Genomic DNA, 18130 nt, shown 5'->3' on the forward strand with positions numbered 1-18130 from the left:
AATCCGCGACGTGAAGCTGAAACCGATTATATCGACCGGTCCGCGCGGGACGGACCTCGGCCGAACGGCATAGGCCGCGTGCGGTGTCAGCTTTCTTCGACCGGTTGCTCGATGCCGAACACCTGACGCAAGTAAGCGAGATACGCTTTGTCGTCGCACATGTTCTTGCCGGGCGAATCGGAGAGCTTCGCCACCGGCTGGCCGTTGCAGCGGACCATCTTGATGACGATCTGCAGCGGCTGATAGCCGAGATCGTTCGTGAGATTCGTGCCGACGCCGAACGCAAGCTGACAGCGCCCACGGAAACGTTCGTAGAGTTGCAGCACCTTGGGAATGTCGAGCGCATCCGAAAAAACGAGCACCTTCGTGCGCGGATCGCAGCGATTTTCTTCGTAATGCCGGATGAGGCGCTCGCCCCAGTCGAACGGATCGCCCGAATCGTGGCGCGCGCCGTCGAAGAGCTTGCAGAAGTACATGTCGAAGTCGCGCAGGAACGCCTTCATGCCGTACACATCCGACAGCGCGATACCGAGGTCGCCGCGATATTCCTTCGCCCACATCTCGAAGCCGAAAATCTGCGAATCGCGCAGGCGCGGTCCCAGCGCCTGACACGCCTGCAAATACTCGTGGGCCATCGTGCCGAGCGGCCGCAGGCCGTGCTTCATCGCGTAGAACACGTTGCTCGTGCCCGCGAACTGCGCGCCGAGCCGCTCCTTGAGCGTCAGCACCACTTCCTCATGCCACTGCTTCGAGAAACGGCGGCGCGTGCCGTAATCGGCGATCTTGCAATCCGAGTACTCGGGCGGCGTGGCGAGCAGCTTGATCTTGTCGCGCAGGCGCTCGCGCCCGGTCTCGTACTCCGGCTGACGCTGCGTGTTGCGGAAGTAGACCTCGTTGACGATCGCGAGCACCGGAATCTCGAAGAGAATCGTATGCAGCCACGGCCCTTCAATCAGAATGTCGATCTCGCCGTTGTTCTTCGGCGACGGCGAAATCTGAATCGACTTCTCGTTGAGATGAAAGAGCGCGAGAAAGTCGATGAAATCGCTCTTCATGAAGCGCATGCGCCGCAGATAGTCGAGCTCTTCTTCACGGAAGCGCAGGTTGCAGAGCTGGCGCACTTCGTCGCGAATCTCGTCGATGTACGGCACGAGATCGACATTCGGCGTGCGGCAGCGGAAGCGATACTCCACGTGCGCAGCCGGGAAGTGATGCAGCACGACCTGCATCATCGTGAATTTGTAGAGGTCGGTATCGAGCAGCGAATTGATGATCATGGTTTGGCTGGAACATCGAGCGATGAGACCGCGCGCCGTCTTGCCGCGGCGTGCCTTGGGGCCATGTTACCCGAATGCGCGGACCGGCAAGACGCTCGCCGACCGTTTTTGGCAACCGCGCATACATACATTCCAAAACGATATAAGGCACGTTCCGCGGCGGTCGCGCCCGTTTTGACCGTTACGCTACAATATGCGTTTCGGCGCGCGTACCCGCATTGGCCCACGCAGGCTGCCGGACGCCGTCCCCACGAATTCCGCATGCAGGAGCCTGAATGACTCACGTTGTGACCGAAAGCTGCATCAAGTGCCGCTACACCGACTGTGTGGATGTGTGCCCGGTGGATTGCTTCCGTGAAGGTCCCAACTTTCTCGCGATCGATCCGGACGAGTGCATCGACTGCGCCGTGTGCGTGGCCGAATGCCCGGTGAATGCCATTTACGCCGAAGAAGACGTGCCCGGCGATCAGCAGCAGTTCATCGAACTGAATGCGGATCTCGCGCGCAACTGGCCGAGCATCACAAAGACGAAGGCGCCGCTGCCCGAAGCCGACGAATTCAAGGACGTGAAGGACAAACTGAATCTGCTCGAGCGTTGAGGCGAACGGGCGTCCTTCTGTGGTCAGCCATTTGCGGTCGGCTTTAGGACGAGTTCGCGTCGGTGCAAAAAGGTGTTTCGAGTGAAGAATCGGCGTTGACAGGGTAAGAGACGCTCCCTATAATTCCGCTTCTCTGCTGTAGATGTTCCCCGATAGCTCAGTCGGTAGAGCGCCGGACTGTTAATCCGTAGGTCCCTGGTTCGAGCCCAGGTCGGGGAGCCAAAAAATTCAGCAAAGCCCAGTCAACTTACTGGGCTTTTTAGTCAGTTTCACTGTTGTAGATGTTCCCCGATAGCTCAGTCGGTAGAGCGCCGGACTGTTAATCCGTAGGTCCCTGGTTCGAGCCCAGGTCGGGGAGCCAAAAAGTTCCAAGCAAAAAGCCCAGTCATGCGACTGGGCTTTTTGTTTTGTGGCCATCCTCGTGTCTCACCGGGCCGTTTCAGCAGACACTGCGTTTCCGTTCGATAATTCCGTCACGTTTTGTTGACGCTAACGGCGACAGTGACGCAAGGGGAAACGCAGATGCGGTGGCTGATTCTCATGCTGTTTATCGCGTGTGCCGCGTACACGCACTGGCGGGGCAAGGTCCGCCACGGTTTCTTCCGGCAGCTGTCCGATCATTCGACGTTCATGTCGCCGGTGAACGGCTTCGTGTATCTCTTCTCGCGCGTGCCGTCCACGCCGTACCTTCACCCTTCCCTGTTTCCGGATCTCGCCCCGATCAAGGCGCACTGGCAGACGATTCGCGACGAAGCCCTCGCCTTGCACGAAGCAAGCAAGATTCAGGCGGCCGGCGCCTACAACGACATCGGCTTCAACTCGTTTTTCCGGCGCGGCTGGCGGCGCTTTTATCTCAAGTGGTATGACCGGCCCCATCCGTCGGCGGTCGCGGTCTGCCCGAAGACGCTCTCGATTCTGCAAAACATCCCGAGCGTCAAAGCCGCAATGTTTGCGATGCTGCCGCCCGGCGGGACGCTCACGCTGCATCGCGATCCGTATGCCGGGTCGCTGCGTTATCACCTCGGGCTTGTGACGCCGAACGACGACGGCTGCGCGATCGTCGTGGACGGCGAGCGCTACTCGTGGCGCGACGGCGAGGAAGTCGTCTTCGACGAAACCTATCTGCACTGGGCCGAGAACACGACGGACAAAGACCGCATCATTCTGTTCTGCGACATCGAGCGGCCGATGAAATACCGCTGGGCACAGGCGGTGAACAACGCAGTCGGCGGCTTTCTGATGCGCGCGGCGGCCTCGCCGAACGAAACCGGCGACCGCACCGGCGGCCTGAATCGCGCGTTCAAGTATCTCTATTCGATCCGGCTCGTCGGCAAGCGGCTGAAGGCGTGGAACCGGACCGTGTATTACATCGTGAAGTGGCTGCTGTTCGGCGGCATCGCGGTCGCAATCTTCTGGCGCTACTGAATCCACACGACGGTCAGCGAGCGCACGCCCTGCGCGCCGCGAATCAGCACGCCTTCGATATCCGCCGTCGCGGACGGGCCCGTCACCAGCACGGCATAGCGCGCCGACTGGAAGTCGGGCCGTCGATACACCTGCTGCAAGCCGTCGACGAGTTGCGCGGGATCGAGCAGCACGACGAGATGCTGCACGAGATAGCCGATCGAATTGACGACGTACTCGTCTTCGCTGAACCAGACGGACCCCGTCTCCGCGACACCGAAGCGCCCGCGCACGACGCCCACATCGACATCTTGCAGCGAGGCCGGGGCCGTATCCGGCGTGAGCACACGCGTGCCTTCGATACCCGGCACGGCAGACGCCACAACCGCATCCGCACCGAAACGCGCGGCAATCATCTCCTTCACTTCGTCGAGGCTGTGCGCGTGCGCTGTGGTACCGCCCATCGCGGTCAGCGCGGCGATGAAGCGCGTCTGCAGATCGCCTTCGGGCGACGGGAAAATCGGCAGTTCGGGGCGCGGACGCGCTGCGGGCTGCGCGGCGCGAATCTTTGCGAGAAAGGCATCGCGGGTCGTCATTTGGCGGGCTTCCGGTTTTTCTTGTACCACTCGTGAAAGGTCTCGGCCGGCGCTTCGGGCAAGTCGCGCCCGCGGCCCCAGATGTTGAGCGGGTTGTACAGCACGAAGTTCGGCAGCCGCTTCAACGCGCCGCCGAGCGACGCGACCGTCGCGCGATAAAGCGTCGGGCTCGCGAGCAGACGCCCCGCCATCTTTAGCACTTCCTGCTTCACGAACGGCACTTCGTGGCGCTCCGCGATCACGGCGCGCCACTTGTAGATCTGCTCGTGAATGTTGACCTTCGTCGGGCACACGTTCGTGCAACTGCCGTTGAGCGTCGAGGCGAACGGCAGACTGCTGTAGCGCTTCAGGTCGTAAGTCGGGTTGATGATCGCGCCAATTGGCCCGGAGTACGTGCCGCCATACGACAGCCCGCCGCTTCGCCGATACACCGGACACGTGTTCATGCACGCGCCGCAGCGGATGCACTTGAGCGAATACCAGAAGTCTTCGAGCGCGAGCCGCTCCGAGCGTCCGTTGTCGACGAGGATGAAGTGCATCTCCGTGCCCGGCCGCGGCGCGCGAAAGTGCGACGTGTACTGCGTGATGGGCGAGCCGAGCGCGCTGCGCGAGAGCATGCGCACGAACACGCCGAGATCGGCGATGGTCGGAATCAGCTTCTCGATGCCGATGGACGCGATATGCAGCGGCGGAACGTTCGCGGAGAGATCCGCGTTGCCCTCGTTCGTGCAGACGACGACCGTGCCCGTCTCCGCGACCGCGAAGTTGCAGCCCGTCATGCCCGCCGTCTTTTCGCGCACGAAGTACGGCCGCGTGTTCATGCGCTGGCTTTCCGCCAGATAGTGGATGTCGCTGTTCTTCGGATCGGTGCCGATGGTCTTGCCGAAGAGTTCCGCCACGTCCGCGCGCAGCTTGTGGACGGCCGGCACGACCATATGGCTCGGGTCCTGATGATCGAGCTGCTGAATGCGCTCGCCCAGATCGGTCTCCATCACCGTGATGCCGCGCGGCTCCAGATAGTCGCGCATGTAGCACTCGTCGGTCAGCATCGACTTGCTTTTGACGAGCGTGGTCATGCCGCGCTCGCTCATCAGCTTGTAGACGAGCGCGTTGTGCTCTTCCGCGTCCGCCGCGAAATGCACGACGACGCCGTTTTTCTCGGCCTGATCCGCGAACTGCGCGAGGTAATCCGCGAGATGGGACAGCGTGTGTTCCTTGATGCCCGATGCCAGACTGCGCAGCGTTTCCCACTCGGGAATGCCGTGCGCCTGCGCGTCGCGCTTGCTGCGCAAGTCCCAGAGACGCTTGTCGTGGAACGCGACGTGGTCGGCTTTCTGCAGGAACGCGCCTGCAGCCTTCGCGTGATCGATGCGAACGGTCTTCGTCATGCCCGCGCTCCGTTCAGAACCTGCGCAATGTGGATGAACTTCGCGTCGAGCTTCATGCGCTCGGCGCAGCCCTGCTGATGCATGAGACACGACATGTCGCCCGAGACGATGTACTCCGCGCCCGCGCCGATGTGATCTCGCACCTTGTCCTGCCCCATGCGCACGGACACGGCCTCTTCGGTGACGGAAAACGTGCCGCCGAAGCCGCAGCATTCATCGGGCCGCGCGGGCGAGACGAACTCGATGCCCTTCACGCGTTCCAGCAAGGCGCGCGGCTTCGAATACGGCGTGCCCGCGACTTCCGAGTTCGACGTCTCGCGCAGATGCCGCACCGCGCTGCAACTGTTGTGCAGGCCGACGCGATGCGGGAACTCGGCCCACGGAAAGTCACGCACCTGCAAGACGTCGTGCAGGAACTCGACGAGTTCATATGTGCTTTTGCGCACCTTCTGGACGGCGCTCGTCTGCTCGATGGCCGTGAAGTGCTCGCGCACGTGATGCGTGCAACTCGCCGACGGGCCGACCACATAGTCGTAGTCCGCGAAGTTGCGGGCAAACACGCGCTCCGCGCCGGCCGCGTCCGCGTGCGCGCCGCTATTGGCCATCGGCTGGCCGCAGCATGTCTGATCCTGCGGATAGTCGACATCGAGGCCGAGCCGCTCCAGCAATTCCAGCGTGGCGATGCCGATCTGCGGATAAAACGCGTCGATGAAACAGGGGACGAAAAGGGCAACTTTCATGGTGATCGCTTGGCGGACAGTCCGCGTTGGTCAGCTTGGTCTGACCAAGACTTTAGGGACGCGGCGCTTTCGTGTCAAACTAGGGTAATCCAAAGCCTCTCGCCGTGTTGCTCCGACCGATGACCTTCCAGCCCGTCCACTCGCACGCCTACGCCCGCGTGCGCCTCTCCGATGTCGTGTCCGGCCAGATTCGTCAACTGATCTCGAACGGCACCCTGCTGCCCGGCCAGCGCCTGCCTGCCGAGCGCGATCTCGCGGAGCAGCTGAACGTGTCGCGGCCGTCGCTGCGCGAAGCGCTCATTCGTCTCGAATCGGACGGATTCATTCGCGCGGCGGGGCGCGGCGGCTTCGTCGTGTCGGACGTGACGGCGCCGCTCGTGTCGCATCCGCTCGCCGCACTGCTCGAACAGCAGCCCGACGCGAGCGCCGACGTGCTCGAACTGCGTCACGGCTTAGAGACGCTCGCCACGGCCTACGCCGCCGAGCGCGCGACCGACGCCGATCTCGTGCGCATTGCCGCCGCGTTCGATGCACTGCAAGCCGCCGTCGAGCAAAGAAGCACGCGCATCGCGGAAAAAGACGCCGCCTTCCATCTCGCCATTGCCGATGCGACGCACAACATCGCGCTGACGCACGTGATGCACGGCCTGAACGAAGTGATGCGCGAGTCGATGCTCACGTCGCATCGCCTCGTCGATTACGACGACGCCGTGGAGGCCGACCTGCTGGCGCAGCATCGGGCGATGCTCGATGCCATCGTGGCGCGCGATCCGGCCCGCGCGCGCGACTGCGCGGGCGCGCATCTGGACTACGTGCGCGCGCTGTATCGCGACCGGCCGGCGGAGAAATCGCGCGACGGCGTATCTCATGATGGCATGACGAATTCGTAACGCCGCCGTAAGACCCGATAGGACAGCGCCTACACGCATTTCGGACGCGCACCGCTAACGCGGGCCTTTACGGTCCGCGATACTGGAACCGTCGAAAACAAACATGCGCAAGGAGGACGATATGCCTTACCTACTCGGATGGCTGCTCGGTGTGCCGGTCGTGGTGCTGGTGATCCTTTACCTGATCTTCCATTGATGCCGGCGCCGCACGCAGCAGAAGAATCGAAGAGACCGAAGGGCGTCGTTACAATACGACGCCCTTTTTCTTTAATGCGTGGGATCTCAATGAAGCGCACCGCACCGTTCGTTCTGAGCGCATCGCTCCTGTCTCTCTTCGGCGCGGGCATCGCGCATGCCGAGGAAATCGCGAGCGTCAATACCAACTTCCGCTTCACCGGCTCCGACCGCGTGAGCGTCGAGGCGTACGACGATCCGCTCGTCTCCGGCGTGACCTGCTATGTGTCGCGGGCGCGCACGGGCGGCGTGAAGGGCACGCTCGGCATCGCGGAAGACCCGACCGAGGCGTCCATCGCGTGCCGACAGGTCGCGCCGATCAAGATCGCGCAGCCGCTCAAGCAGAAGACCGATGTCTTCACGGATCGGATGTCGTTCATCTTCAAGACGCTGCATGTCGTGCGCATCGTCGATACGAAGCGCAACACGCTCGTGTACCTGACGTACAGCGACCGCGTCGCGAGCGGCAGCGCGAAGAACAGCGTCACGGCGGTGCCGGTGCCAGAAGGCACGACGATCCCGGTCAAGTGAGCGAGCCGCGTCGTCGCGGGGCGAACGTGTTCGACCGCATTCCACGCCTCCGGCAGGAGCAGCCAACATGCACTCGCCGCGCGATGAAGCGGTAGACTGAGCGATTAGCCCTTCAAGCCGCGCATCCACCGATGACCGCCCCACGCTTTCGCAACGCCGCGCGTTACTGGCGCTCGCCGCTCGTGCCGGACGCGGACATGGTCACCGCCGAGTACTACGATCACGCGTTCACGCCGCACTGGCACGACGCGTACACGGTGCCTGTCATAGAAGCGGGCGCGGAGTGTTACGACTATCGCGGCTCGCATCATGTGGCGGAAGCGGGGTCAGTGCCGGTCATCAATCCGGGCGAGCTGCATACCGGCGCGCGCGCCGTCGATGCCGGGTGGCGTTATCGCGTGTTCTATCTGCCGGTGCCGTTCGTGGAAGCGCTCGCGCGTGAGCTGTCGCCGCGCGCGGGCTCGCCGTGGTTCTCGACCGACATCATCCGCGACGACGATCTCGCGCGCCGGCTTTTGCGCGCGCATCGGGCGCTGGAGAGCCTGACGAGCGATGCCACAAACGACGCCACCCGCGCCGATCCGCTCGCCGCTGAGACTGCGCTCGTCGATGCCGTGACGACGCTGCTCGCCCGGCACGCGCTGCAACGCCCATCGTGCGGGCCGCCCGCCGCGGATGCCGCCCGCGTCGCCACGATGAAATCCCGCCTCGCCGACGATCTGCTGGAACCGGTCACGCTCGCCGAACTGGCGCGCGTCGTCGGCCTTTCGACCTTTCACGCGGCGCGGCTTTTTACGCGCGAAACGGGTCTCGCGCCGCATGCGTGGCGCAATCAGTTGCGTATTGCGCGGGCGCTGCCGGCGTTGCGCGCGGGGGCGTCGATCGCGCAGGTCGCGGCGGCGAGCGGCTTCACCGATCAGAGCCACTTCACGCGGCATTTCAAGCGGGCGTTCGGGGTCGCGCCGGGGCGCTGGCGGTGATTGGCCGGGAGTGCGGGAGTTGCTCGCCGTGAACGGCGAGAGGCTTCGCCGACCGCGGCTGTTTCACGCGGCACGGCAAGCAGCCGTTCCGCGTTGCGCCGGGGGCGCTGGCGGTGAGTTGCAGGAGGGCGTGAGTCGCGTGCCGTCGGCGGCGAGCGCGACCCGACCGTGACGCCAAAGTCAACACGAACGCCAACACCGACGCCCACCACGCCGATGCACCCTCGTTTCGCACGCACGACGCGTGCAACGAAAACCACTCCGGGACCGCACAGCACCGCAATCTGCATCACGGCCGCGTCCGCCCAAGCAACCGCGCGCGACAACACTGACACCGCAAGAACGTACAAGCTTTCGCATTCACGCCGCCTTATCCTCCGCGAATCAGGAGGACGATCTTGAACGCACCATCCGGCAACGCCTGGCGGGAACTCACCGCCGGCGCTCGCGACACCATTCCGATGATGATCGGCGCCGCGCCCTTCGGCGTGATCTTCGGCACGCTCGTCACGGCTAGTCCGCTCACGCTCTGGCACGGCCAGCTGATGTCGCTCGCGGTCTTCGCGGGCTCGGCGCAGTTCATCGCGGCCGGCATGATCGCGGGACACGCGAGCTTCGCCGTCATCTGGGCGACGACCTTCGTCGTCAATCTGCGCCATGTGCTCTATTCGGCGACGCTCGCGCCCTACGTCGCGCATCTGCCCGCGCGCTGGCGCTGGGCGCTGGCCGGCCTCTTGACCGACGAAGTGTTCGCCGTCGCCTACGCGCACTATCGAGCGCGCGCGCCGGGCGAAACAGGGCCGCACTACTTTCTCGGCTCCGGTCTCGCGATGTATGCGAACTGGCAAGCGTGGACGCTCATCGGGCTCTTCTTCGGCGCAGCGTTTCCGGGGCTCAAGTCGCTCGGGCTCGATTTCGCGATGGTCGCCACGTTCATCGCGATCATCGTTCCGCAACTCGTGGCGCTGCGCTTCATCGCGGCGGCGCTGGCCTCGGGCGTGCTGTCGTTCGCGTGGCAAGGCTGGCCGTACAAGCTCGGGCTGCTCGCGGCCGTGCTCGCCGGCGTCGCCGTGGGCTTGCTGCTGACGCTCATCGAACAGAAACCGCGCATGAAAGACGCCAAGGAGCGCGCGCAATGAACTACGTCATCCTGATTGTCGGCATGGCGCTCGTCACGTATCTGATCCGGGCCGCGGTGTTCGTGCTCGGCGAGCGGCTGTCGTTTGCGCCGGTCGTGCGCACGGCGCTCGGCTTCGTGCCGGTGACGGTGCTCACCGCGATCATCGTGCCGATGACGGTCTCGCCGCACGGCAACGGCGCCGAGCTGACGTGGCGCAATCCGCAACTGATCGCGGCGTTGGCGGCGATCGCCGTCTGCGCGCTGACACGCCGCGCGCTGCTAACGATCGCGGTATCGCTCGGCGTGTTCTTCGTCTGGCAGCTCGTCGTGCTGCGCTGAACACCGAAGCGAGGCGCCTTTCTAGAGCCCTCAAGTTTCCGGCCGCTCCGCCGTTATCTGAAACGAACGGACTCCGCCCGCGCGGCAGGCCGACAGCATTTCCCGCCATCGGGCCAGCCGAGCGCGGAACCGGAAACCGACATGCGTCAAATCACTCTTTCGTTGCGCGATGAAACGATCGCGTCGCTGAATCGCGACTTCGAGGCGTTCCTGCGTCTGTCGCTCAAGCTCGACCCGCAGTTCGTCACGCCGTCGTTCGAGGACTTTTTGCGCGCGAAGCTGCTCGACAACGACACGCCGCTCACCGAGCAGGCCGTGCAGCGCATGCTCACGCACGGCCAGTATGCGTGGGCCAAGCGCGCGCTCGACAAGGAGTTCCCGGATGTCGTCGAAATTCTGATCCGGCAGGCGGCCGAGCATGGCTTCGCGTTCGCGATCCGCTCCGACTGGAGCGCCGAGGATCTGGTGAAAGCGTCGCGCGAATGGGCGACGGCCATCGTCACCGAAGCCAAGGGCGACGCCTCGCAGGTGGACGTGCTCGCCTCGCAGATCAAGTCGGCGGCGGTGGATATCCGCGAAGTCGAGCAGAAGATGCAGACGCCCGCCTGGCGGCTCGCCGATTCGCTGCGCCAGCGCGTCTTCGATGCGAAGATCGCGGTGGAAACGAACGTCGGCTCCACCGCGCGCGAAAAGCTCGGCGAACTGCGCGCGCTGCTGCGGCTGGGCATCTTCTACGGATCGATCCAGAAACAGGAAGCGCAGCAACTGCTGGAATATCTGCGCTCGATGCGGCCGGAGCTTTTCGTCGACGAACCCTACGACGGCTTCACGCGCTTCGCGGCGTGGCTGCGCAGCATTTTCGGCAGCGCGCCGCGCGTGCCGCGCGCCTCACGCGCCCCGCGCTGAACGAGCGCGGCCCTACTCCCACATTCCCTTCAGCCGCGCGGCGATATCGATCTTCGCTTTCGCCGCCGCGGCCAGGCCCGCCGCCGTCGGCGCGGCCGCGACCGGCACCGGCGGCCATGCGCCGGCCTCGAAGTGCTGCATCAGATGCGGCGGAATGAAGCGCGTGCGCTGCGCCCACACGTGGCGATCGCCGAGATTCGTCTGGTTGTGCACGTAGAAACGCTGCGGCGTGACGATGTGCAGATCTTCTTTCGCCCGCGTCATCGCGACATACAGCAGGCGGCGCTCTTCGTCGATTTCCTCGTCGCTGCCCGTGCCCATATCGGACGGAATGCAGCCGTCCACGCCGTTCAGCACGAACACGTTGCGCCACTCCTGCCCCTTCGCCGAGTGGATGGTCGAGAGAATCAGATAGTCCTCGTCGATGAGCGGCACGCCGGACTCGTCGCTCGTCGCGTCGGGCGGATCGAGCGTGAGTTCGGTGAGGAAACGCTCGCGCGTCGGGTACGTGGACGCGATGCTTTCCATCTGCAATACGTCGCCGATGCGGATAGCCGCGTCTTCGTGATTGCGTTCGAGGTGCGGCTCGTACCAGCGGCGGATCATCTCGAATTCGGCGGGCCACGGCGATTCGCGGCCGCACAGCTTGCCCATGAGCGCGACGAAGCGCGGCCAGTCTTCGCTCGCCCGCGCGGGCGCTCCGAACGCGGCGATCGCGGTCGGCGCGCGCTCGGCCTGCGCGACGCTATCGAGTAAGCGCCCCGCAATCGCCGGCCCGATGCCCGGCAGCAGTTGCGCGACGCGAAAGCCCGCGACGCGATCGCGCGGATTCTCGGCCCAGCGCAGCACCGCGAGCACGTCTTTCACGTGCACGGAGTCCAGAAACTTGAGGCCGCCGAACTTCACGAACGGAATGTTGCGCCGCGTGAGCTCGATTTCGAGCGTCGCGCTGTGATGCGCCGCGCGAAAGAGCACCGCCTGCGACTTGAGCTTCATGCCGGCCTCGCGCGCCTCCAGCACCTTTTCGACGACATAACGCGCCTGATCCGCCTCGTCGGCGACCGAAACGACGCGCGGCCTTTGCGCCGATGCCTTGTCGGTCCACAGATCCTTCGTGTACCGCTCAGTGGCAAGCCCGATCACCGCGTTCGACGCTTCGAGAATCGGCTGCGTCGAGCGATAGTTGCGGTCGAGCGTGACGGTCGCGGCGGGCGGGTCGAAGTGCTGCGGGAAGTCGAGGATATTGCGCACCGTCGCGCCGCGAAACGAATAGATGGACTGCGCGTCGTCGCCCACGACGGTGAGGCCGCGTCCGTCCGGTTTCATCGCGAGCAGGATGGTGGCTTGCAGGCGGTTGGTGTCCTGATATTCGTCGACGAGCACGTGATCGAAGCGGCTCGACAAGTCCGCCGCGATGCTCGGCTCGGCGGCGAGGTGCGACCAGTAGAGCAGCAGGTCGTCGTAGTCGAGGACGCTTTGCGCCTGCTTCGCGCTCACGTACGCGGCGAAGAGGCGCTTCAGGTCCGCTTCCCACTCGCGGCACCACGGATACGCCTGGTCCAGCACGGTGGCGAGCGACGCGCCCGTGTTGACGACGCGCGAGTAGATGGCGAAGCACGTCGATTTGGCGGGAAACCGCTTCTCTTTCGACGAGAGCCCGAGCTCGTGGCGCACGAGGTTCATCAGGTCGGCGGAGTCTTCACGGTCGTTGATGGTGAACGACGGCGCGAGGCCGACGAGATCGGCGTAATCGCGAAGCAGCCGCGCGCCGATGCCGTGAAACGTGCCGGACCACGTGAGCCCCTGCGCGATGGCGCTCTTGCTGCCGAGCGCGTTCGTCGCGATGCGCGTCACCCGCCGCGTCATTTCGAGCGCCGCGCGGCGCGAAAAGGTCAGCAGCAGAATCCGATGCGGATCCGCGCCCTTCACCAGCAAATGCGCGACGCGATGCGCGAGCGTGTTGGTCTTGCCCGAGCCCGCGCCCGCGATGACGAGCAACGGACCGCCGCAGCGCCCCGGCGCGTCGACACCGAATTCGACCGCCCGGCGCTGCGCATCGTTGAGCTTGGCAAGATAAGCGGCGACGTTCTCAGAGGAGGCGTCGGCGGTGGCGGTGTCGTCCGGAAGGGTCAGCACAGAGAAATGCGGGCGTCGAAAGAAGTGACGCACACTGTATATCCATACAACCCGCGCACGCAAGTCTTTGCCGCGGCACGTGTTTCCTTCGACGGGCCGCGGCTCTACAAGACGCGCTTAATCGGCCTTCTTGGCATCCTTCAGATTGGCTTTTGCGGCGGCTTCATTCGCCTCCGATTGCGCTTCGGTCTTCTTCTTGTCCGCCTTCGCCTGCGCGACGGCGGATTCCTTGTCCGCTTCGGCCTGCTTCTTCGCGGCCTTCTTGTCGGCGTGGGTCGGCGCGTCGCTCGTCGATTGCGCGAAAGCCGGTGCCGCGCTCACGCTCGTCAGTGCGCCCGCGATGAGCGCAGCCAGCAATGTATGGGTGCGTCGATTCATGGCGTCCTCCGTGTGGTCGTTAGTGTGGTCGTTGTGTTCCCGCCGCGAAGCGAGAGTCAGCCAGGCTTCGCGGCGTCCTGCGCGATCAGTGCTGCTCGCCTTCATCCTTCGGCGTGCGGTCGGTCGCGGCGTTCAGGTCGTCCTTCGCGGCGGCCTTGTCGGCCTTGCGATTGATCTTCGCGTTGCGGACTTCCTCCTTGTACTGCTGCTTGGCCTGCTTGTCGGCAGCCTTCATCTCCGCCTTCGACGCCTTCTTGGACGCGCGATATTCCGCGTTGGCCTGCGCGTCGGCGTTGCGCTTCTGCACGAGCGGATCGGTCGGTGCCGGGGCGACCACGTTTTGCGGCGGCGGCGACACTTGCTGCTGAGCCTGCATCGGCGCCTGACCGGGAGCGGAGTCGGCCGGCTGGGCGGTTTGCGCCTGCGCGCCGGTGGCAGCCATCGCGGCGAAAGCGGCGCCGATCATCAGAATTCGAGCCTTAGTCATGAGCTTGTCCTCTCTGGGTGTGTCCGCCAAACGCGTTCGACAACTCGGAACGCGATGACGCGACTTGTCGTTTAGAAGATGACCGAAGCTGCATCGATCAAACCTACAGACCGGCCGGACGACGCGCGAGTTTCCCGAAACGAGTCATTGTTACCGGCGGTTTCACTTCGCTACATCTGCTTAATCCGGCGAAACGAACGGTCGATCGTGTACGAGCACGCGCTATGCCCGGAAGATGCTCCGCGCTGGTTTATCATCCAAGTCTTCTTGCATTCCGAACGCCCGCCATGCCGCAGCTTCAATTCACCCTCACGGGCGACTACGTCGAACTTCACAACCTGCTCAAGCTGATGGGACTCGCCGACAGCGGCGGCTCCGCGAAGGCGCGCGTCGCGATGGGCGACGTCACCGTCGACGGCAAAGTGGAACTGCGCAAGACGTGCAAGATCCGCGCGGGTCAGGTCGTGATGCTCGACGGCCAAAAGATTCGAGTGCGCGCGCCCGACTGATACCGCTTGCGCGCATGCGCCTGCCGCTTGCGAAAAGACGACCATAGCGGGGCGCGTCATCGACATGCCGCGCGCGAGGCCATAAGCTAGGCGTCTTTCGTTCAGGTTTCAGCGCGCGACACGGACGCGTCCACACGCCCTTCCGCTCCTTTCTCTCGATCATGCAATCGCACACCAGCCGCGCGACCCGCGCGCATTCGGGACACGTCAGCCTGTCTCGCCATGCCGTCGATACCGCGCGCCTCGCCGCGCCGCTCGCCATCGCGCAACTGTCGCAAATGGCGATGGGCGTGACGGACACGATTCTGCTCGGCTCGCTCGGTCCCGACGCGCTCGCCGCGGGCGGTCTGGGCGCGAACATGTTCTTCGTCGTGGTGACCCTGCTGCAAGGCGTACTGACGTCGGTGAGCGTGGCTGTCGCCCATGCGCGCGGCGCGGATGCGGAACACCGCGTGCCCGGCATCTACTGGACGGGGCTCGTGTTGTCCGTGCTGCTTGCCGTGCCGGCGTTCGTGCTGCTGTCGTATGCGGAGCCGCTTCTGCTCGCGTTCCACGAGCCCGCGACGCTCGCGCACAACGTCGGCGAATACTGCGCGGTGCTGCGCTGGGGCACGCCGGGCAGCCTGATCGGCATCGGCATGATGCGCGCGTTTCTGCCGGCCATCGGCGCGGCAAAGCGCCTGCTGTGGGTGTCCATCGGCGGCGTGTTCGTCAACGGCTTTCTGAACTACGGGCTGATCCACGGCGCGTACGGCCTGCCGCGCGAAGGCTTTCTCGGCTCGGCGGCGGCCACCGCCATCACCGTCTGGCTGACGGCCTTCGCGCTCGTCGCGCTGCTGCATCTGCGCCCGCGCTACCGCCATTTCGTCGCCGCCGCGCGGCCGCATCTGCCGCTCATGGGCGAACTCTTCGGCATCGGCTGGCCGGTCGCGATCACGTACGGCGTCGAATCGACGCTCTTTCTCGCGACCGGCATGATGGTCGGCCTGCTCGGCGAAGCGCCGCTCGCCGCGCACCAGATCGCACTCAACGTGGCGTCGGCGGCATTCATGGTGCCGCTCGCGATCGGACAGGCGGCGAACGTGCGCGTCGGCTACTGGGCCGGCGCGGGCGTGCCCGTCGCGGCGCGTCACGCGGGCTTCGTCGCGCTGGCGCTCGGCGTCGGTTTCATGATGTGCTCCGGGCTCGTGCTCATTACCGCGCCGCGCGCGATCGTCGGCCTGTATCTGCATCTCGACGATCCCGCCAATGCGCGAACCGTCGCGCTCGCTGCATCGCTATTGAGCGTCGCGGCCGTGTTTCAGATCGTCGACGGCATGCAGACCGTCGGCTCGGGCTGCCTGCGCGGCCTGAAAGACACGCGCGTGCCGATGCTCGCCGCCGCGTTCGGCTATTGGGGCGTCGGGTTTCCGACGGGCTATGTGCTCGCGTTTCACTTCGAGCTGGGCGCCAAAGGCTTGTGGTGGGGACTCGCGGCTGGGCTGGCGAGCGTCGCCGTGCTGATGACGCTGCGCTTTCATCGCATCAGCAAGCGGCTGGTGGAAACGGGCGTCGCGCGCGCCGGCGATCGCGTCGATGCTGCTTCCAAAAGCGTCGCCTGATGAGTTCGACGCGCCATGCATATGCAAAGCAAGAATGCTTGGTTGGTGCTCGTGGCGCGCGTTGCTAGGATGAACCCGTCTCCTCCTTGAGACTTATCCAGTAACAGGGGTTATAGCCCGCTCTGCCGAGCGGGCTTTTTTTCGCCTGCCGATTTCCGCGCATCGTGCGTTTGCTCGCCTGGCCCGCACGCCAGTTCCCCTAGAATGATTTCGAGATGCCGCATCGGCGAGAACGCTTCTTGCTGTGTGGCGAAGCTGCTTGCCTTAAGCGGTCGCACGGAAGCAGCCGAATCGAGATAAACAAAAAAGAGGAAGCGAAGTGTCGGAAATCCGGGGAATTCGCCAAGCCGAAAGCGAAGTCGCGCGCGCTCCAATCGCGACGAATACAACTAAATGGACGAGCCGCACGCGCCGCATGGCGGCCATGGCGGTCATCACCGCGCTGTGCGCCGGATGCGCGACGCGCCCGCCCGCCACCGCGTTCGATCGTCCGGTGACGCACGCGCTGTCCGCGACCGAGCCGACGTCGCTCCAAACAGCGCTCGCGCCGCTCGAAAAGCAGCATCCGGACGAATCCGCCGTGCGCCTGCTGCCGACCGGCTCCGATGCGCTTCAGGCGCGCGTCGCGCTCGCTCGCGCCGCGACGAAGACGCTCGACATGCAGTACTACATCGCCGAAGAGGACAACACGGGCAAGCTGCTGCTCGGCGCGGCGCTCTACGCGGCGGATCGCGGCGTGCGCGTGCGCATGCTGGTCGACGACCTGAACTTCAAGGACATCGACCGCATCATGGCGGCGCTGAACTCGCACGAGAACATCGAGATTCGCGTGTTCAACCCGTACGGCAGCGCGCAACGCAGCTTCGCCGAGCGCACGCAGAACTTCTTCACGAATCTGAACCACTTCACGCGCCGCATGCACAACAAGGCGATGATCGCGGATAACCAGATCGCGATCGTCGGCGGACGCAATCTCGGCGACGAATACTTCAACGCCAGCCCGACGCTGCAATTCCGCGACCTCGACATGTTCACGGCCGGCCCTGTCGTGCACAAAGTCTCCGCGAGCTTCGACGATTACTGGAACAGCACGCTCTCCTACCCGCTGCGCGTGCTGAACAAGCAGAAGTTTGATCCGTCCGAGCTCGACAAGACGCGCGAGGATCTGCGCAACCACTGGCGCGAGCAAGCGGACCCGCTGAACGCCAAGCCGCTCAACGCGACGCCGCTCGCCCAGCAGATATCGCGCGGCGAGATGAGCCTCGTCTGGGCGCCGACCGAGTTCGAAGCGGATTCGCCCGCGAAAATCGAGCATCCGAGCGACGACTACAAAAGCCCGCCGATGACGCGGCTCGCCGAATTGATGAAGAACGCGCAGAACGAGTTCCTCATTCTGTCGCCGTACTTCGTGCCGCACGACGTGGGCGTGAAGGCGCTCGCCGACCTGACGCGCCGCCACGTGCGCGTCGCGGTGCTGACCAACTCGCTCGCCGCCACGGATGCCGTCGCGGTTCAGGCGGGCTATGCGCCGTACCGCATGCCGCTTCTGCAAAACGGCGTCGAACTTTACGAATTCAAACCGCTCCAGCCCGAAGGCGAGAGCCGCCCGCCGCCCGGCCTCTTCGGCTCGTCGTCGCGCGCGAGTCTGCACGCCAAGGCGTATGTGATCGATCGGAGTATCCTCGTGATCGGATCGATGAATCTCGATCCCCGCTCGGCGCGGCTCAACACCGAACTGGCGCTCGTGATTCACAGCAAGCCCGTCGCGGAGCAGGTCGCGGCGCTGTTCGACCGGGGCATCTCGCCGAAAGCGAGCTGGCGCGTGGAACTGGCGAGCGCGGCGGTGATGGCGGAGCTGCGCCGCACCGGCTCGCCGCAGTCCGGTCTCGTGTGGACCAGCCAGGAAGACATCGGCACGGTGACCTATAACTTCGATCCCGACGCCGGCTTTTACCGTAACGCGATGACGGGCGTCTTCAAGCTGCTGCCCGTCGACGAACAGCTTTGACCACTTC

At 64.7% G+C, this 18130-nt stretch carries 18 protein-coding genes and 2 tRNA genes; 13 read left to right on the plus strand and 7 right to left on the minus strand.

Going from position 1 to position 18130, the window contains the following annotated elements; all coding sequences use genetic code 11:
* Window positions 1–86: 86 nt before the first annotated feature.
* Window positions 87–1277, minus strand: a complete 1191-nt coding sequence (gene pncB / locus JYK05_RS09255) for a nicotinate phosphoribosyltransferase (protein WP_206466729.1) — start codon at window positions 1275–1277, stop codon at window positions 87–89.
* Between the two features lie 275 nt (window positions 1278–1552).
* Between pncB and fdxA the strand changes: the two genes are divergently transcribed.
* The 4 genes from fdxA to lpxO all read left to right on the plus strand — a co-directional run bounded on the left by fdxA (window position 1553) and on the right by lpxO (window position 3301).
* Window positions 1553–1876, plus strand: coding sequence for a ferredoxin FdxA (gene fdxA, locus JYK05_RS09260; RefSeq protein WP_175944513.1), 324 nt, complete (start codon window positions 1553–1555; stop codon window positions 1874–1876).
* A gap of 146 nt (window positions 1877–2022) precedes the next feature.
* Window positions 2023–2098: transfer RNA gene (locus tag JYK05_RS09265), tRNA-Asn, on the plus strand.
* A gap of 63 nt (window positions 2099–2161) precedes the next feature.
* Window positions 2162–2237, plus strand: a tRNA-Asn gene (locus JYK05_RS09270).
* A gap of 161 nt (window positions 2238–2398) precedes the next feature.
* A complete protein-coding gene (lpxO, locus tag JYK05_RS09275; protein ID WP_175944515.1) occupies window positions 2399–3301 on the plus strand; it encodes a lipid A hydroxylase LpxO in 903 nt (300 codons plus the stop codon).
* On the opposite strand, the gene JYK05_RS09280 is transcribed toward lpxO, so the two are convergent.
* The 3 genes from JYK05_RS09280 to JYK05_RS09290 are packed head-to-tail and all read right to left on the minus strand — an operon-like array spanning window position 3295 to window position 6004.
* Window positions 3295–3876, minus strand: a complete 582-nt coding sequence (locus tag JYK05_RS09280; protein ID WP_175944517.1) for an LUD domain-containing protein — start codon at window positions 3874–3876, stop codon at window positions 3295–3297. The genes lpxO and JYK05_RS09280 overlap by 7 nt on opposite strands.
* Window positions 3873–5264 (minus strand): lactate utilization protein B, encoded by a 1392-nt coding sequence (locus JYK05_RS09285; protein WP_206466730.1) that lies wholly within the window; start codon window positions 5262–5264, stop codon window positions 3873–3875. Before JYK05_RS09285 ends, JYK05_RS09280 begins: the two co-directional genes overlap by 4 nt.
* Window positions 5261–6004: a (Fe-S)-binding protein gene (locus tag JYK05_RS09290; RefSeq protein ID WP_175944521.1), complete on the minus strand. Its 744-nt coding sequence runs from the start codon at window positions 6002–6004 to the stop codon at window positions 5261–5263. Before JYK05_RS09290 ends, JYK05_RS09285 begins: the two co-directional genes overlap by 4 nt.
* 119 nt (window positions 6005–6123) lie before the next feature.
* Between JYK05_RS09290 and JYK05_RS09295 the strand changes: the two genes are divergently transcribed.
* The 6 genes from JYK05_RS09295 (at window position 6124) to JYK05_RS09320 (ending at window position 11004) form a co-directional block, all read left to right on the plus strand.
* Window positions 6124–6894, plus strand: coding sequence for a FadR/GntR family transcriptional regulator (locus JYK05_RS09295; protein ID WP_206466731.1), 771 nt, complete (start codon window positions 6124–6126; stop codon window positions 6892–6894).
* A gap of 285 nt (window positions 6895–7179) precedes the next feature.
* Entirely contained in the window at window positions 7180–7659 is a 480-nt protein-coding gene (locus JYK05_RS09300; RefSeq protein WP_206466732.1) for a CreA family protein, read from the plus strand.
* A 131-nt stretch (window positions 7660–7790) separates the two neighbouring features.
* Window positions 7791–8639: an AraC family transcriptional regulator gene (locus JYK05_RS09305; RefSeq protein WP_206466733.1), complete on the plus strand. Its 849-nt coding sequence runs from the start codon at window positions 7791–7793 to the stop codon at window positions 8637–8639.
* Window positions 8640–9100: 461 nt separating this feature from the next.
* On the plus strand, window positions 9101–9778 hold the full coding sequence (locus JYK05_RS09310; RefSeq protein WP_175945250.1) for an AzlC family ABC transporter permease: 678 nt from the start codon (window positions 9101–9103) through the stop codon (window positions 9776–9778).
* Window positions 9775–10098 carry an AzlD domain-containing protein gene (locus JYK05_RS09315; protein WP_175944529.1) on the plus strand — a complete coding sequence of 108 codons (324 nt, stop codon included), beginning with the start codon at window positions 9775–9777 and terminating at the stop codon, window positions 10096–10098. Before JYK05_RS09310 ends, JYK05_RS09315 begins: the two co-directional genes overlap by 4 nt.
* A gap of 141 nt (window positions 10099–10239) precedes the next feature.
* Window positions 10240–11004, plus strand: a complete 765-nt coding sequence (locus JYK05_RS09320; protein WP_175944532.1) for a DUF4088 family protein — start codon at window positions 10240–10242, stop codon at window positions 11002–11004.
* 12 nt (window positions 11005–11016) lie between these two features.
* Here the strand turns inward: JYK05_RS09320 and JYK05_RS09325 are convergent, their stop codons facing one another.
* From JYK05_RS09325 to JYK05_RS09335, 3 genes are all read right to left on the minus strand, one after another.
* Window positions 11017–13140: an ATP-dependent helicase gene (locus tag JYK05_RS09325; RefSeq protein WP_175944534.1), complete on the minus strand. Its 2124-nt coding sequence runs from the start codon at window positions 13138–13140 to the stop codon at window positions 11017–11019.
* Window positions 13141–13257: 117 nt separating this feature from the next.
* Window positions 13258–13518 carry a hypothetical protein gene (locus JYK05_RS09330; RefSeq protein WP_175944536.1) on the minus strand — a complete coding sequence of 87 codons (261 nt, stop codon included), beginning with the start codon at window positions 13516–13518 and terminating at the stop codon, window positions 13258–13260.
* Window positions 13519–13603: 85 nt separating this feature from the next.
* Window positions 13604–14005 carry a hypothetical protein gene (locus JYK05_RS09335; RefSeq protein ID WP_175944538.1) on the minus strand — a complete coding sequence of 134 codons (402 nt, stop codon included), beginning with the start codon at window positions 14003–14005 and terminating at the stop codon, window positions 13604–13606.
* Between the two features lie 287 nt (window positions 14006–14292).
* Here JYK05_RS09335 and JYK05_RS09340 point away from each other — a divergent pair, with 287 nt between their 5' ends.
* The 3 genes from JYK05_RS09340 (at window position 14293) to JYK05_RS09350 (ending at window position 18123) form a co-directional block, all read left to right on the plus strand.
* Window positions 14293–14514, plus strand: a complete 222-nt coding sequence (locus JYK05_RS09340; RefSeq protein ID WP_175944540.1) for an RNA-binding S4 domain-containing protein — start codon at window positions 14293–14295, stop codon at window positions 14512–14514.
* 161 nt (window positions 14515–14675) lie between these two features.
* On the plus strand, window positions 14676–16115 hold the full coding sequence (locus tag JYK05_RS09345; protein ID WP_206466734.1) for an MATE family efflux transporter: 1440 nt from the start codon (window positions 14676–14678) through the stop codon (window positions 16113–16115).
* 424 nt (window positions 16116–16539) lie between these two features.
* Window positions 16540–18123, plus strand: a complete 1584-nt coding sequence (locus JYK05_RS09350) for a phospholipase D family protein (RefSeq protein WP_371826375.1) — start codon at window positions 16540–16542, stop codon at window positions 18121–18123.
* Window positions 18124–18130 lie beyond the last annotated feature (7 nt).

This window comes from Caballeronia sp. M1242, assembly GCF_017220215.1.
In the GTDB taxonomy this organism is placed as follows: domain Bacteria; phylum Pseudomonadota; class Gammaproteobacteria; order Burkholderiales; family Burkholderiaceae; genus Caballeronia.